General features: G+C 34.0%; 15 protein-coding genes. 7 read left to right on the top strand and 8 right to left on the bottom strand.

Going from position 1 to position 15,039, the window contains the following annotated elements; translation table 11 throughout:
• Positions 1–16 precede the first annotated feature (16 nt).
• Together EHC72_RS17265 and arfB are read left to right on the top strand one after the other, a co-directional pair.
• Positions 17–541 carry a ferritin gene (locus EHC72_RS17265; RefSeq protein ID WP_131538965.1) on the top strand — a complete coding sequence of 175 codons (525 nt, stop codon included), beginning with the start codon at positions 17–19 and terminating at the stop codon, positions 539–541.
• Positions 542–579: 38 nt separating this feature from the next.
• A complete protein-coding gene (gene arfB / locus EHC72_RS17260; protein ID WP_131538964.1) occupies positions 580–990 on the top strand; it encodes an alternative ribosome rescue aminoacyl-tRNA hydrolase ArfB in 411 nt (136 codons plus the stop codon).
• 34 nt (positions 991–1,024) lie between these two features.
• Here the strand turns inward: arfB and EHC72_RS17255 are convergent, their stop codons facing one another.
• Positions 1,025–1,975, bottom strand: coding sequence for a lipid A deacylase LpxR family protein (locus EHC72_RS17255; protein ID WP_131538963.1), 951 nt, complete (start codon positions 1,973–1,975; stop codon positions 1,025–1,027).
• Positions 1,976–2,059: 84 nt separating this feature from the next.
• Positions 2,060–4,531, bottom strand: coding sequence for an endopeptidase La (gene lon / locus EHC72_RS17250; protein ID WP_131538962.1), 2,472 nt, complete (start codon positions 4,529–4,531; stop codon positions 2,060–2,062).
• 317 nt (positions 4,532–4,848) lie between these two features.
• Here lon and EHC72_RS17245 point away from each other — a divergent pair, with 317 nt between their 5' ends.
• The gene (locus EHC72_RS17245; protein ID WP_131538961.1) at positions 4,849–5,469 is read left to right on the top strand and encodes a tetratricopeptide repeat protein; all 621 of its coding nucleotides are present in this window, start codon (positions 4,849–4,851) and stop codon (positions 5,467–5,469) included.
• Positions 5,470–5,521: 52 nt separating this feature from the next.
• Here the strand turns inward: EHC72_RS17245 and EHC72_RS17240 are convergent, their stop codons facing one another.
• Entirely contained in the window at positions 5,522–6,052 is a 531-nt protein-coding gene (locus EHC72_RS17240; RefSeq protein ID WP_131538960.1) for a hypothetical protein, read from the bottom strand.
• Positions 6,052–7,575, bottom strand: coding sequence for a 2,3-bisphosphoglycerate-independent phosphoglycerate mutase (gene gpmI, locus EHC72_RS17235; RefSeq protein WP_131538959.1), 1,524 nt, complete (start codon positions 7,573–7,575; stop codon positions 6,052–6,054). The genes EHC72_RS17240 and gpmI overlap by 1 nt, the downstream gene beginning before the upstream one ends.
• 172 nt (positions 7,576–7,747) lie before the next feature.
• Between gpmI and EHC72_RS17230 the strand changes: the two genes are divergently transcribed.
• The 4 genes from EHC72_RS17230 (at position 7,748) to EHC72_RS17215 (ending at position 10,684) form a co-directional block, all read left to right on the top strand.
• Positions 7,748–8,146 (top strand): DUF4783 domain-containing protein, encoded by a 399-nt coding sequence (locus EHC72_RS17230; protein ID WP_131538958.1) that lies wholly within the window; start codon positions 7,748–7,750, stop codon positions 8,144–8,146.
• A 93-nt stretch (positions 8,147–8,239) separates the two neighbouring features.
• Positions 8,240–9,082, top strand: a complete 843-nt coding sequence (gene nadC, locus EHC72_RS17225; RefSeq protein ID WP_131538957.1) for a carboxylating nicotinate-nucleotide diphosphorylase — start codon at positions 8,240–8,242, stop codon at positions 9,080–9,082.
• Between the two features lie 50 nt (positions 9,083–9,132).
• Positions 9,133–9,780 (top strand): glycerol-3-phosphate 1-O-acyltransferase PlsY, encoded by a 648-nt coding sequence (gene plsY, locus EHC72_RS17220; protein ID WP_131538956.1) that lies wholly within the window; start codon positions 9,133–9,135, stop codon positions 9,778–9,780.
• 97 nt (positions 9,781–9,877) lie between these two features.
• Entirely contained in the window at positions 9,878–10,684 is an 807-nt protein-coding gene (locus tag EHC72_RS17215; protein ID WP_131538955.1) for a M48 family metallopeptidase, read from the top strand.
• Positions 10,685–10,787: 103 nt separating this feature from the next.
• Here the strand turns inward: EHC72_RS17215 and EHC72_RS17210 are convergent, their stop codons facing one another.
• The 4 genes from EHC72_RS17210 to EHC72_RS17195 form a co-directional block, all read right to left on the bottom strand.
• Positions 10,788–12,041: an anthranilate synthase component I family protein gene (locus EHC72_RS17210; RefSeq protein WP_131538954.1), complete on the bottom strand. Its 1,254-nt coding sequence runs from the start codon at positions 12,039–12,041 to the stop codon at positions 10,788–10,790.
• Positions 12,042–12,282: 241 nt separating this feature from the next.
• On the bottom strand, positions 12,283–13,560 hold the full coding sequence (locus EHC72_RS17205; protein ID WP_131538953.1) for an adenylosuccinate synthase: 1,278 nt from the start codon (positions 13,558–13,560) through the stop codon (positions 12,283–12,285).
• Between the two features lie 38 nt (positions 13,561–13,598).
• Positions 13,599–14,096 carry a Fur family transcriptional regulator gene (locus EHC72_RS17200; protein ID WP_131538952.1) on the bottom strand — a complete coding sequence of 166 codons (498 nt, stop codon included), beginning with the start codon at positions 14,094–14,096 and terminating at the stop codon, positions 13,599–13,601.
• 243 nt (positions 14,097–14,339) lie between these two features.
• The gene (locus EHC72_RS17195) at positions 14,340–15,023 is read right to left on the bottom strand and encodes a hypothetical protein (protein ID WP_131538951.1); all 684 of its coding nucleotides are present in this window, start codon (positions 15,021–15,023) and stop codon (positions 14,340–14,342) included.
• Positions 15,024–15,039: the final 16 nt, after the last annotated feature.

Genomic DNA, 15,039 nt, shown 5'->3' with positions numbered 1-15,039 from the left:
TGTAAAATCGAATATTATGTTACTATCAGAAAGAATGTTAACGGCATTAAACAATCAAGTTAAACTTGAGGCCGAATCATCACAAGTATATTTAGGCATTGCCTCTTGGTTAGAAACACAGCCCGGTTTAGAAGGCTATACAGAATTTTTTTATAAGCAAAGCGATGAAGAACGACATCATATGCTTAAATTAATTCATTATATAAATGATAGAGATGGACACGCTATTATTACTGCCTTAGATATGCCTAAAAATAACTATAGCCAGGTTATTGAGGTGTTTCAGGATTTTTTAGATAATGAATTACTTGTATCTAAAAGCATTAATGATTTAGTGGAATTATCATTAAATGAAAAGGATTATTTAACCTTTAAGTTTTTACAATGGTATTTGGATGAACAGCTAGAGGAGGAGAAAATGGCTAAAACAATGTTAGAGAAACTTCAATTAGTAGGTAATGATAGGGGAGGAATTTACCAACTGGATAAAGATATTGTTGGTTTAAGAACTAAAGTAAGCGAAAGTAAAGAAGAGGAATAAAGCTTTTTAATTGTTAAAGCAATTAATACTTTTGTGGCATGTTACCCACAAGAGAAGAAATATTAAAATTAGCTACCTTCAAAACATCGAGAAGTGGAGGTAAAGGTGGGCAAAATGTAAATAAAGTTTCGAGTAAGGTTGAGCTTATTTTTAACCTTGAGGAAGCTGGAGTTTTTACCGAGGAAGAAAAAGAACTCCTAAAAAATAGACTTGAAAATCGTTTGGATTCAGATGGTTTATTACACATTGTTTCCCAAGAAGACAGAAGTCAACTTTTAAATAAAGAAAAAACAGTAGCCAAGCTATTGGATTTATTAAAAAGATCTCTGTTGGTACAAAAGAAACGCAAGCCGACTAAAATACCCAAAGCTGTTATTCAGAAACGGTTAAAAACAAAAGCTGTAACTGCCTTTAAAAAAGAAAGCCGTAAAAAACCAAGTTTCGATTGATTTTTTACGGCTCTTTAATTGGGTTGTAATTTATCTATATTTTTCCAAACCTATAATATAGGCTCAGTCCTCCATAATTTTGTGCCTTAGCTATGCTTTCAACTTCTTTTGTTTTAAAAATCACATTAAAATCTGCTGTAAAACGTTTGGAGCTATAGTTTAAGCCAAATTGCTGTTCATAAACAATAGGTTTAACACCAAAAGTAACCGGGCTATTATTGTTAAATAAACTGCCTTGTATAGTTGCATCGTAAGCCACAATATTTAATTGCGGTTTTATATAAAAGAAAAATTCATTTTTGTTTAAACTTTTAGTTTTAGATTCACCAATTACTGCGTTATGATAAGCGCTGTTGAAAAGCTGATTTAATTTCCCCACTCTAAAAAGTAAAGAAGTTCCTAAACCCGAAAAGGTAGTTCCTAAATTGGCATATCCCTGACCGCTAAAATCTATAATTTTGTTGTTGCTGCGGTAAAGCAATTTGCTATAATTTCCGGATAGATTAACAGCAACTTCATTTTTTATTTGATAATCCCATCCCGCTGGTGTATAAAAACCAACCGTTTGATGTAAAAACTTTTGTGCATCCTGTGCTAAAGAGTTTGGACCAACCGTACCAATTTCTGCACTTAATTTTAAAACACTTTCATTTTTGTAGAAAATAGAATAAGCACCGCCTGCATATAAATAACCCGCAAAAGGTCTGTCTTGATCTTCTTTATTAGGCACTGATCCCCAATAAGGCGTATACATTTTTTGTCCTACAGAAATTTCGTAGGTTTTCTTTTCGATATTTTTGGTAAATTTTTTTGGATTTAAAGCCCTTCTGAAATAAATAAACAAGCCATTTGTATAGTACCTATCATTTAGTGTTGCCAAATAGGCATCGTTTTCGGTTTTAAAGCCAAATTCGTTTTTAAAACTTTGGGCATTAACACTCAAAGAAATCAGGATAAAGCAGAGAGATGATAAAATTAATTTCATAAAAAAGCCCGGGCATTTTATCCCGGGCTGTAAAAGTATTTATTGTATCTGAAATTATTGACTGTTAAGCCAAAAGATTACAAATTAGTTTACAATTGGTGCAATTTTAATGCTCAAATCCAAAGGTTTTTTAACTTTATTTTTGGTTAAAGCTAAATCAATCACTTCGCTCATTTCAGTTACATAATGGAATTTTAAATCCTTGATGTAGCTTTCTTTAATTTCTAAAATATCTTTACGGTTGCTTTTGCAGAGAATAATTTCTTTGATGTTTGCTCTTTTCGCTGCCAATATTTTTTCTTTAATTCCACCAACAGGCAGCACTTTACCACGCAAGGTAATTTCGCCCGTCATGGCTAAATCTTGTTTAACTTTACGTTGTGTAAATGCGGATGTTAAGGCGGTAAGCATAGTTACACCAGCCGATGGGCCATCTTTTGGCGTTGCGCCTGCAGGTACGTGTACGTGAACATCCCAGTTATCAAATAATGAATAATCAATACCAAATTCTGCCGCATGTGCACGTAAATACGCTAAAGCAATTACCGCCGATTCTTTCATTACATCACCCAAATTACCTGTTAAAGTCAATTTACCTTTACCAGGGCTTAAGCTCGATTCTATAAATAAAATATCACCACCAACGCTTGTCCAGGCTAAACCTGTAACTACACCAGCAACTTCATTGCCTTCATACAAATCCTTATCGTAAATTGGAGCACCTAAAATACGCTCCACATCTTCATTTGTTAAGTTTGCATTGTATTCTTGTTCCATTGCAATTTTTGTTGCAACACCACGCACTAGCGAACCTATTTTTTTCTCTAAACCACGTACGCCAGATTCACGAGTATAATCTTCAATTACTTTTTCAATTAAAGCAGGTTTAATGCTAATATCTTTATTTTGTAAACCGTGATTTTCCTTTTGTTTCGGTAAAAGATATTTCTTGGCAATTTCTACTTTCTCTTCAATCGTATATCCATTAACTTCAATAATCTCCATACGATCTAACAAAGCAGGTTGTATGGTACTTAAAGAGTTTGCGGTGGCAATGAACAAAATGTTTGATAAATCGTAATCCATTTCAACATAATGATCGTAAAAAGCACTATTCTGTTCAGGGTCTAAAACTTCAAGCAAAGCAGAAGAAGGATCGCCACGGTGATCGGTACCAACTTTATCAATCTCATCCAATACAAAAACAGGGTTATCAGCTCCAGCCTTTTTAATTGATGAAATGATACGACCAGGCATTGCGCCAATATAAGTTTTACGGTGACCGCGAATTTCGGCTTCATCGCGAATACCGCCTAAAGCCATACGCACATACTTACGACCTAATGCCTTAGCAATTGATTTACCCAGAGAAGTTTTACCAACTCCTGGAGGGCCAACTAAGCATAAGATAGGCGCTTTCATATCACGTTTAAGCTTTAAAACAGCTAAATATTCTATAATACGTTGCTTCACCTTTTCTAAGCCAAAGTGGTCTTTATCCAGAATACGTTGCGCTCTTTTAAGGTCAAAATTATCTTTTGTAAATTCACTCCAAGGTAAATCCAAAAGCAATTCTAAATAATTTAACTGAATAGAATAATCTGGCGCAGCCGGATTCATACGGCCCAACTTATCTAATTCTTTATCAAAATGCTCTGCAACAGGCTTAGCCCATTTTTTCTTTTTAGCTCTTTCTTGTAAAGCATCAAATTCTAAATCGGCAGAATTGCCTCCAAGTTCTTCTTGAATGGTTTTTAATTGCTGATTTAAGAAATAATCGCGTTGCTGCTTATCTAAATCGGTACGAACTTTTGATTGAATCTGATTTCTCAGTTCAAGCATCTGCAATTCGACCATTAAAAGCTCCATTACTTTTTGCGCTCTTTCTTGCAATTTATCCATTTCCAGGATTTGTTGCTTATCCGCCATTTCGGCATTCATGTTTGAAGAAATAAAATTGATCAAAAATGAATTACTTTCAATGTTTTTAAGCGCAATACTAGCTTCGCTTGGAATGTTTGGCGAAAGCTGAATAATTTGAGAGGACATTTCACGGATAGAGGCAATTAGCGCTTTAAACTCTTTATCTGTTTTATGTTTCTGCTCTTCAAATTTCTTAACAGTTGCCTTAATGTAAGGCTCATTCTGTACTTCTTCCAATAACCTGAAACGTTGCTTTCCCTGAATAATTACAGTGGTATTGCCATCAGGCATTTGTAACAACTTAATGATGTTGGCAACTGTACCAACGTTGTTTAATTGCTCAAAAGTAGGGTCTTCTATCGAAACATCCTTTTGCGAAACAACACCAATAATCTTGTTCCCTTTGTATGCTTCTTTTATTAATTTGATTGATTTATCTCTGCCAACAGTAATCGGAATTACCACACCAGGAAATAAAACAGTATTTCTTAACGGCAATATCGCCAATGTTTCAGGAGTTTCCTCATTATTCATGTCATCCTCATCCTGTTGAGACATTAAAGGGAAAAATTCGGTATCCTCGTTTATCATGGGCATTGCAGAATTGAAATCAAATATATCGTTTTTACTCATTCTCGAATTTATATATAACGACAAACTGGCAGTTATATCGTTAAAAATTTGTTTATATTATTTAATAGGATAATAAATTCAACTCTTGTGCCAAAGTGAAAATTATATTAATGTTATGTTAAAAAGGCAGTAGAAATTTAATTTTTTTAGAAGGAAAATCATATTAATCAATATTTAACGTTAATGTTGTTTAGTTGGGTACGTTTAGTTAAAGAAAAATAAAAATCTTTTAAATTATCGGATTTCAATTATATTGCGCAATATATTCTATGGAAATCTTAACCGATGTGTTAGATTTGTTAACTTATTATTAATACATGAACTATTTTAAACAAACCATTTTAGGATTAATTATTTTCTCATCAAGCGGTGCATTTGCTCAAAACAGTTCTGATAAGAGCATGCAGGCTATGATGAAAGGCGATTATAAAACTGCTATTGCGCAGTTAGAAAAAGCCGATGCCAAAGATCCGAACAATGCAGATGTTTTAAAAATGCTTGGCTATTCTTATTTCCAAAAAGGAGATTTTGAAAATTCTATTGCAACTTACAGCCGCTTAATTATTTTAAAACCGACCGAAATTTCGGCTTATTATTATAGAGGTAAGGCAAGGTTAAATATTGCGAACGATCCTAAAGAATCTTTAAGCCAAATGCGTGAAAGCTTTTATACTACCGCAATTAAGGATTTTACCAAAGCAATTGAAATTAGTGGCGAAGAAGATACTCAAGGGCTTCAAAATAGAGCACTTGCTTACAAGGATTATGCTATCTTTAAATCTTATAAAGCTAAAAAAGGACCCGAAAAAGTTGCTTGTGTAGCATTGTTTAATAATTCTATTGCAGATTTTCAGAAAGTACTAACTATGCAGCCGTTAAGAAAAGATATTATCGACTGGATTACATATGATAAGGCACAAATTGCAAGCTTAAAGTAAGTAAGAAATTATAATTGTAAAAAAGGAGCATTGAAATTTCAATGCTCCTTTTTTATTTCAGCTTACCTGTAATTACATATTTTTTAGGATTGAGCAATTTAATTTTTTGCTGTTTCCTAATCTCGTATAAACTATCAGGATAATAAGATAAAGTATCTGTAGAGTGATAAATGATGTTTTTATTCTCTCTGATAATTTTTATTGAAGTAATTTTATCATTTAGCTTAACAACCGTTATTCTTTTTACTGGAATTTTTCTGTTGTCAGATGTGTAGCTTTCTGTATCAGCGGCTTTAATTATCTTAAAACTACCTTTCCATGATGTTTTATTAATGTCAGCATCAACAAATATGGAAAGCTCTTTTTCCCAATCATCAATTTTTGTGGCCTTACTTTCTATCGAGCCATTTATAAAAACAGATTTTTGAACCGTAGGATTAATTTTTTTCAAGCGTAAAGCTTCTTTCTCAAAATAGCCCTTGGTATTAAAATATAGTAAATCAGTATTTGCTTCAGATTCTTTTCGCTGGTTGCAGGAAAAGAAAGCTAAAGCAAATACCAAGATGTAAAGGTTTTTCGTCATTATACTAAAACGTTTCCTGTCATTTCTTCAGGGATGGCAACACCTAATATTTTTAAAACAGTAGGGGCAATGTCTCCTAACTTACCATCAGCAATGTTTTTGTAATCGTTATCAATTAAAATACAAGGAACAAGGTTGGTAGTATGTGCTGTATTTGCTGATCCATCATTATTAACCATAAACTCTGAATTGCCGTGATCTGCAAGTAAAATGAAAGAATAGCCGTTCTCTAAACCTTTATTTACTACAATCTCAGCACATTTATCAGCCGTTTCTACTGCTTTAATTACAGCTTCAAAAACACCTGTATGACCAACCATATCAGGGTTTGCGAAATTTAAGCAAATAAAATCTGCCCAACCGCTTTCCATTTCTTTGGTAATGGCCTCTGTAATTCCTGCAGCGCTCATTTCTGGTTGTAAATCGTAAGTTGCCACCTTTGGCGATGGAATAAGAATACGTTTCTCGTTTTCAAACTCAGATTCGCGACCACCTGAAAAGAAGAAGGTAACGTGCGGATATTTTTCGGTTTCAGCAATACGAATTTGATTCTTTTGATTTCCGGCTAAAACCTCGCCCAGCGTTTTGCTTAAATCATCTTTAGTGAAAATCACATTCACTTTTTCAAAGCTTTCGTCATAAGTAGTCATCGTAACATAATACAATGGCAGTTTATGCATTTGTTGCTCAGGAAAATCTTTCTGTGTTAATGCAGTTGTAATCTCACGCCCTCTATCCGTACGGAAGTTAAAACAAATTACAACATCATCATTTTGGATGGTTGCAACAGCTTCGCCATTATCTTGAGTTAAAACAATTGGTTTTAAAAATTCATCGGTAATCCCATCCGTGTAAGATTTTTGGATTGCCGCTAAAGCATCCTGAGTTTTTTCACCAACACCGTTAACCATCACATCATAAGCTTGTTTAACGCGTTCCCAACGGTTATCTCTATCCATCGCATAATAACGACCAACTAATGAAGCTAATTTGGTTGATGAACCTTGAATGTGGTTTTGAAGATCAGTAATAAATCCCAAACCAGCATTAGGGTCTGTATCACGACCGTCTAAAAAGGCATGAATAAAAACTTTACTTAAATCAGCTTCCTGAGCAGCATCGCTCAATGCTTTTAAGTGCTCTATATGCGCATGTACACCACCATTTGATACTAAGCCGATAAAATGTACCGCTTTATTATTTTTTTTAGCGTAATCAAATGCTTCTAATAAAACTGGATTACGGTGTAGTTCGTGATCTGCAATGGATTTATTTATACGTCCAAGTTCTTGATAAACAACTCGTCCGGCACCTAAGTTCATGTGCCCAACTTCTGAGTTTCCCATTTGCCCAGCAGGCAAGCCTACTGCTTCACCAGAAGCTTCCAACTTTGAGTTTGGATATTTTTGTAATAATGAATCGAAGAAAGGCGTGTTGGCAGCGTATGCAGCATCAGAATTATCTTGTTTTCCGTAGCCCCAACCATCTAGAATAATAAGTGCGAGTTTTTTATTTTTTGTCATGTTCATTCAAATAATTATAATAATATCAAAACATTTTGGTACTTAACATGTTTTAGTATTCTATTTACAAAAGCAAATATAGCTTTATTGAAGGTTATACAAATTAAGAAATCCTTTTTTTGATAAGCTAATGGCATAATTTTAGCTGTGATATTCAGTATAAAATACAGAAATGATCCGGAGCTTATTTTTATTGTTTATCTCTATTACTTCAATTTATCGTCCTGCAGCCTTTCAGGCAGATATTATCGATGATTTGTCTTCGTATTTTAAGACCAGTAACTCCAAAGAAATTGCTAAAAACTTTGCTTCAACGATAGAATTAATTATTGTTGATGAAGAAGATGTATACTCTAAAGCACAGGGTGAACAAATATTAAGAGATTTTTTTGTTAAACATCCGCCAGTTAAAACAAGTATTTTTCATAAAATAAATACCAATCCAAGCTATCGTTTTGGAGTTATACTTTTAAGCACCTCCAAAGAAACATTTAGGATTTCTGTTACCATGAAAAAGTTTAATTCTAATTTCCTAATCACAGAATTAAGAATAGAACCCGCTAAAGATTAATTTACCCTCCTGTCCTTTTGAGGCGTCTTATCCTCAAGTATAAATTGCCTGATAACAAATAATTCTTATTTTTACGGCATAAATATTTCTATTTTGGACAAACAATTAGTCGATCAGTTTATAAAAAATGCCCTAACCGAAGATGTCGGAGATGGCGACCATACCTCATTATCAACCATTTCTGCTGGTACTCAGGGTAAAGCAAAACTTATTATTAAAGAAGATGGTGTTTTAGCAGGTATTGAACTTGCTATTGAAATATTTAAAGTAGTTGATGCCAATCTAAAAGTTGAAGTTTTATTAACAGATGGAGCTCAAGTTAAGGTTGGAGATATTGCTCTTACGGTGAGTGGAAGCACACATTCTATTTTAATTGCCGAAAGATTAGTGTTAAATTGTATGCAGCGCATGAGCGGCATAGCAACCACAACTCGTAGAATTGTTGCTTTACTTAAAGATACCAAAACTAAAATTTTAGATACAAGAAAAACAACTCCTGGCTTACGCTATCTTGAAAAATGGGCGGTTAGGATTGGAGGCGGTGTAAACCACCGTATCGGTTTGTATGATATGATTTTAATTAAAGATAATCATGTGGATTACGCTGGTGGTATTTCAAATGCAATTTTAGCAGCAAAGAAATATTTAAAAGATCAAAATAAATCACTCCAAATTGAGATTGAGGTGAGGAATATTGAGGAATTAAATGAGGTTTTGGCTATTGGTGGTGTAGACCGCATTATGCTTGACAATTTCAATTTTGAAAATTTAACCAAAGCAGTTAATCTAGTTGATGGTCGTTTTGTAACAGAAGCATCTGGTGGGATAACAGAAGGAAATGTTGCCCAATATGCGGCATGCGGTGTCGATTTTATCTCTATGGGTGCGCTTACTCATTCGGTAAAGAGTCTGGATATGAGCTTAAAAGCATATTAAAGTTGATTTGCTATAAAATAAAAGGCTTATTTTTTGTATCATTGTAGGCTATGGTTACGGTTTATTCGCTCAGCGCTCTTTTAGTAGCGTACTTATTTGGATCAATACCAACAGCTGTATGGTTAGGCCAGGCCTTTTACGGTGTGGATGTTAGAGAATATGGTAGCGGTAATGCTGGAGCAACCAATACTTTTAGGGTATTAGGTAAAAAAGCAGGTATAACCGTAATGATTATTGATATCGCAAAGGGTTATACAGCAACAAATCTTGCTTATTTAATAGGCATGTCTGTAACCGGGCCACAAAATTCAGTTGTTTTCGTTAATTATCAACTTGCTTTGGGCGTAACGGCTGTAATGGGCCATTTATTTCCAGTTTTTGCAGGTTTTAGGGGCGGGAAAGGAGTTGCTACACTTTTTGGAATGATTTTGGCAGTTAACTTTTCGGCATCTATGCTTTGCGTTCTGGTTTTTGTGGTGGTTTTGCTTTTAACTAAGTATGTTTCATTAAGCTCAATATGTGCAGGATTTACGTTTCCGCTTAGTATTGTATTTTTGTTTCATGTATCTATAAAATCCGAGGTGCTGTATGGAATGGTTGTGTGCATTCTAATCCTCGTTACACACCAAAAAAATCTTGAAAGATTGCTGAAAGGCAAAGAATCCAAAGTGTATTTGTTTAGGAAAAAGACTAATTAACTAACAAATTATCAGTTCAATGAAACTTAATTTAAGTGTTCCTGTTTATAGGTAAGCTTCAATCAAGTCATCAGATAAAGGATTTAAAACTAAACTCATGAAAAAAATATTATTAACAGCAAGTGTTGCTGCAACACTTTTGTTTAACTCGTGCTCTACAGTACCATTAACGGGCCGTAGCAGATTTGATTTGGTAAGTAACGATCAGGTTTTGCCAATGGCTTTCCAAGCGTATAGTACTTTCTTAACAGAAAATAAATCAACGGTTTTACCTGCTTCAAATGCCCAGGCTTTGAGAGTTAAAACAATTGGTAGCAGGTTAATTACGGCTGTAAAATCGTATATGAATAACAATAACTACGGAAATTTAATTGCTGATTATCAGTGGGAAGTTAACGTAGTTCAAAATAATGAGAAAAATGCATGGTGTATGCCCGGTGGAAAAATTGTAGTTTATACAGGTATTTTACCAGTTACACAGGATGATGCCGGTTTAGCTACCGTTATGGGTCATGAAATTGCCCACGCTATTGCTGGGCACTCTGCAGAGCGCATGTCTAACGAAATGATAGCACAAGGAATTGGCAGTGCTGCTGGAGTAGCTTTATCTAAAAATCCTAAAACACAGTCTATATTTAATACCTTTTACGGTATCGGAACTCCAGTTGCAATGTTAAAATTTAGCAGAAACCAAGAGTTAGAAGCCGATCGTTTAGGTCTTATTTTTATGGCTATGGCTGGTTATGATCCTCAAACATCAGTGGGTTTCTGGCAAAGAATGTCTGCTTCATCAGCAGGTGCTCAAAAACCAGCAGAATTTTTAAGTACTCACCCAAGTGATGCAACACGTATTGCTCAAATTCAAAAATACTTGCCTGAGGCAAGACAGTACTACAAGAAATAGATTTAAACTTTCTGAAAGACTGAAGGTTAAAGGTGGAAAGTTATGTATAGCGCATAACCTTCCACCTTTTTTATTGTAATGCTGAATTTATTTCATCACCTTTTTAGCTTAATACTTTTAAAATTGCACTCGCTTTTAATAAGCACTCTTCATATTCCTTTTCTGCATCACATTGATATGTAATTGCGCCACCAACCTGAAAGGACAAGTATTTTGCTTGTGCATTGTATAAAATGCTTCTAATAACTACATTAAAATCAAAGTCACCATCAGGATTGATACAACCAAAAGAGCCAGAATAAACACCTCTTCTAGTTACTTCATATTCTTCAATTAATTGCATGGCTTTAACTTTTGGTGCCCCAGTCATGGAGCCCATCGGAAAAGCATTCTTTATAGCATCTATAAAATGTACTTTAGGATCTAAATCACAGCTAATAGTCGAAATCATTTGATGTACCTGGGGGAAAGTATAAATTCCAAAAAGTTCATCAACTTTAACGGAGCCTTTAACCGCAGATTTTGTAAGGTCGTGACGTACTAAATCAACAATCATCACATTTTCTGTCTGTTCTTTAATATCAGCCCTCAACGCTGCTTTAATATGAAGATCTTCTACATTATTTAAACTCCTTTTTGCAGTTCCCTTGATAGGTTGAGAAATCAATTTTTGATCGCGTTTGCACAAAAACCGTTCTGGTGTTGCCGATAATATATAATGATTGTATACCTTAAAAAAGCCTGCAAATGGGGTGGGAGAGAGATTGTTTAGTAATTCGAAAGTATGAATTGGATCTATTTCTGCGTGTTCTGAGAAGAATTCCTGACAGAAATTAATTTCGTAAATATCGCCTCTGGAAATATGTTGTTTTAAAGCTTCTACTTTTGATTTGTATTCGATTTTATTCAATCGCTGTTGAATTAATAAACCTGATGGATTATTTTGTTGTGAAGCTTTAAAAGTTTCAATTTGCTTTAAAATGGAAACATCGCCAATTAATATTTCTATTTTACCATTTTTGGAAGCAATCAGGTATTTTGGTATAAAGAAATAAGCATCTGGAAACTTTAGATAATCTAAGTTTTCTGATTTTGAATCTTCGATTTCATTTTTTAAATCGTAACTAAAAAAGCCAAAAATCCATTGCTTGTATGTCTCGTAAAAGATTATTAATTCTTCAAATGTTTGTTTTGAAGTCGAATTTAATTCTTCTGCAACTCCAGCTGCCAGTATGAAATCGTAAGCAGAATATTTGTCTTCATAATGATTAGAATCTAAAAAGCAACACACATCAAACTGATTTGCCCAGTTTAATGCCTTGTGTTTGAAATCAGATATATTATTTTGATTTTTCAAGTTGCCGCAAAGGTAATTAATCGTAGTATAAGTGGAAATATGCCGAGGTATAAAAATAGGATTTAACCACAGATAGAGAATGAATCAGGCAGATAAAACAACTGTGATTAGAGGATAGATAAAATTGTATGTTTAAAAGTTATGTTTATCCGAGATTAAATTTTAAAAGTATTGTTTAACAAAAAAGCAACCCATGCGGATTGCTTTTTTTATTATATTCTGAATGTTAGTTCAGCGCATCTTAATTTAACTCTAAAGTTTGTGCTCTATCTGGTCCAACTGATAAGAATTTAACAGGCACTTCTAATTCTTTTTCTAAAAATTGAATATATTCTGTTAATTCTGTAGGGATTTGATCAACGGAAGTGATTTTTGTAACGTCAGTTTTCCAGCCTTTAATTGCTTTTAATACAGGTTTTGGTTCAATTGTAATAATGTCGTAAGGCATATAATCAATTGTTTCACCATTGTGTTCATAATGTGTACAAGCATAAATGGTATCAAAACCATCTAAAACATCTGCTTTCATCATAATTAATTCGGTTACACCGTTTAACATGATTGCATATTTTAAAGCAGGAAGATCAATCCATCCGCAACGACGTGCACGACCTGTTGTCGCACCAAATTCGTGCCCGATTTGACGTAAACTTTCGCCAACTTCATCATCTAATTCTGTTGGAAACGGACCGCCACCAACACGTGTGCAATAGGCTTTAAAAATACCATAAACAGCACCAACTTTATTAGGCGCAATACCTAAACCAGTACAAGCACCTGCAGTTGTAGTGTTGCTTGAAGTTACAAAAGGATATGATCCGAAATCAACATCCAACAAAGTTCCTTGTGCACCTTCAGCTAAAACAGCCTTTCCTTCTTTTAAATAGCCGTTTACAAAGTGTTCGCTATCTACATGAGGAATAGTTTTTAAGAATTCGATAGCTTCAAAGAATGATGCTTCTTTTTCTGCCAATTCATATTCGAAATCATAGTGAGAAAGAATCTCTGTATGTTTTTCTACTAATTTAGCGTAACGCTCTTTAAAATCAGGAAGCGTAGTATCACCAACACGTAAACCATTACGGCCGGTTTTATCCATATAAGTTGGGCCAATACCTTTTAGGGTTGAACCAATTTTATTTTTACCCATTCTTGCCTCATTTGCAGCATCCAATAATTGGTGCGTAGGCAAAATTAAGTGTGCTTTACGTGCAATAACCAATTTGCCTTCGGCAACAGGATCATGACCAGCTTTTTTTAAATTATCTAATTCTCTTTTTAAGATAATAGGATCTATTACTACACCATTACCGATAAGGTTCATGGTTTTTTCATTAAAAATACCTGATGGAATGGTGTTTAGGACAAACTTTTTGCCATCAAACTCTAACGTGTGCCCGGCATTTGGTCCGCCCTGGAAACGAGCGATAAGATCATATTTTGGACTTAGAACATCAACGATTTTTCCCTTTCCTTCATCGCCCCATTGCAGGCCGAGAAGTACATCTACTTGCGTCATTATTAATAAATTAAGCTGGTTTTATTTTGTGGATTTATTTAATTTGCTTCAGTTTTTGCAGCCTCGGCAGCATTTTCGCTTACTTTTCTAGCTACGCTACAATCAGAGCAGAAACCATAAAGATTCAAAGAATGGTGTTTGATGTCGAATTTTAACAAATCGCCAACCATCGTTTGAATTTGATGGATTCGGGGATCGCAAAATTCTACCACTTTACCACATTCTATACAGATTACGTGATCGTGCTGGCGGTATCCATAAGATTTTTCGAATTGAGCCATGTTTTTACCAAACTGATGTTTGGTAACCAAATCGCATGAAACCAATAACTCTAAAGTATTGTAAACCGTAGCACGACTTACACGATACTTTTGGTTTTTCATGTGGATGTATAGGGTTTCAACGTCGAAGTGATCGTCTCGAGAATAGATTTCTTCCAGGATAGCGAAACGTTCCGGCGTTTTCCTAAGATTTTTGTTTTCTAAATAAGCCTCAAAAATCTTGCGAACGAGCTCATTTGTTTTTTGTTCAGACATAGTTTTTAAACTCCAATCAAAGGTAGGTAAATTGTTTGATTGTTGTAGCGTTCAATTGTTTAATTGTTGTAAGAATTATTGAGCTATTTTAAAGTTTAAATGTTCTCAGATTATAAAATAAGTGGCTATTAATCACAGGTATAAATCTTCTTTCTAATTGCTTAAAACCTAACTCAAGAAAAGTTGTGACCTCATTTAGTAGATAATCTATAATTCTTTTGGTTAGAACATATTATATAAAAATTAATACTGACATATCATATTTGCTTTTACCAAGTTTAAAATATAAGTGTTGTTTTTAATTTTTTTTAGTTTAAAGGAACATTTATAAGTGCAATTTTCGCCATCTTTATTTCTATAGTAATCTTGTGAAGTAATATTATTGTTTTTGTCTAATAAAAGCCCGTTCTCATTTCTAAATTCTAAACCATCTTCTTTATAAGATTTAATTATGCTTGCCGAAGACCTTATTTTGTTTTCATCAACCAAGTCTGCTTTACCAGCTCTTAAATCTAATGCATAAAGCTGTCCTTTGAAATGCCCATGACTATGGGTAGAAGTTATATAAATAAACGGATGACCATTTAGGGTCACTATTTTTATATCACCAGGATGATAACCATTATAATCATAGGTTAGCAAAACCAATTTCTTGATGCCATTTTTTATATAAATGGTTGCATATCCATCACCATAATCGTAAGAAACCCGGTCATATTTGATTGATTTGCCTTTAAACTCTGCTAGGAAAACATCTTTTTCTTCAATAGCATTGGATTCATCATCCTTTGGTTTTGCTGTATTTATTTTCGTGTTTTTTGCAACGTTATTACTTGAGTTAGCTTTATTTTTTGTGAAAGTTTGTTTATCGACTTTTTGCTTACAGCCCAGCCCAAACAACATTAGTATGAGAATTAGTATTTTCATTTACATAAATAATGAT

The sequence above is a fragment of the Pedobacter nototheniae genome, from assembly GCF_004335085.1.
Classification (GTDB): Bacteria; Bacteroidota; Bacteroidia; order Sphingobacteriales; family Sphingobacteriaceae; genus Pedobacter; species Pedobacter nototheniae.
This window is presented reverse-complemented; position numbering and strand designations above follow the sequence as displayed.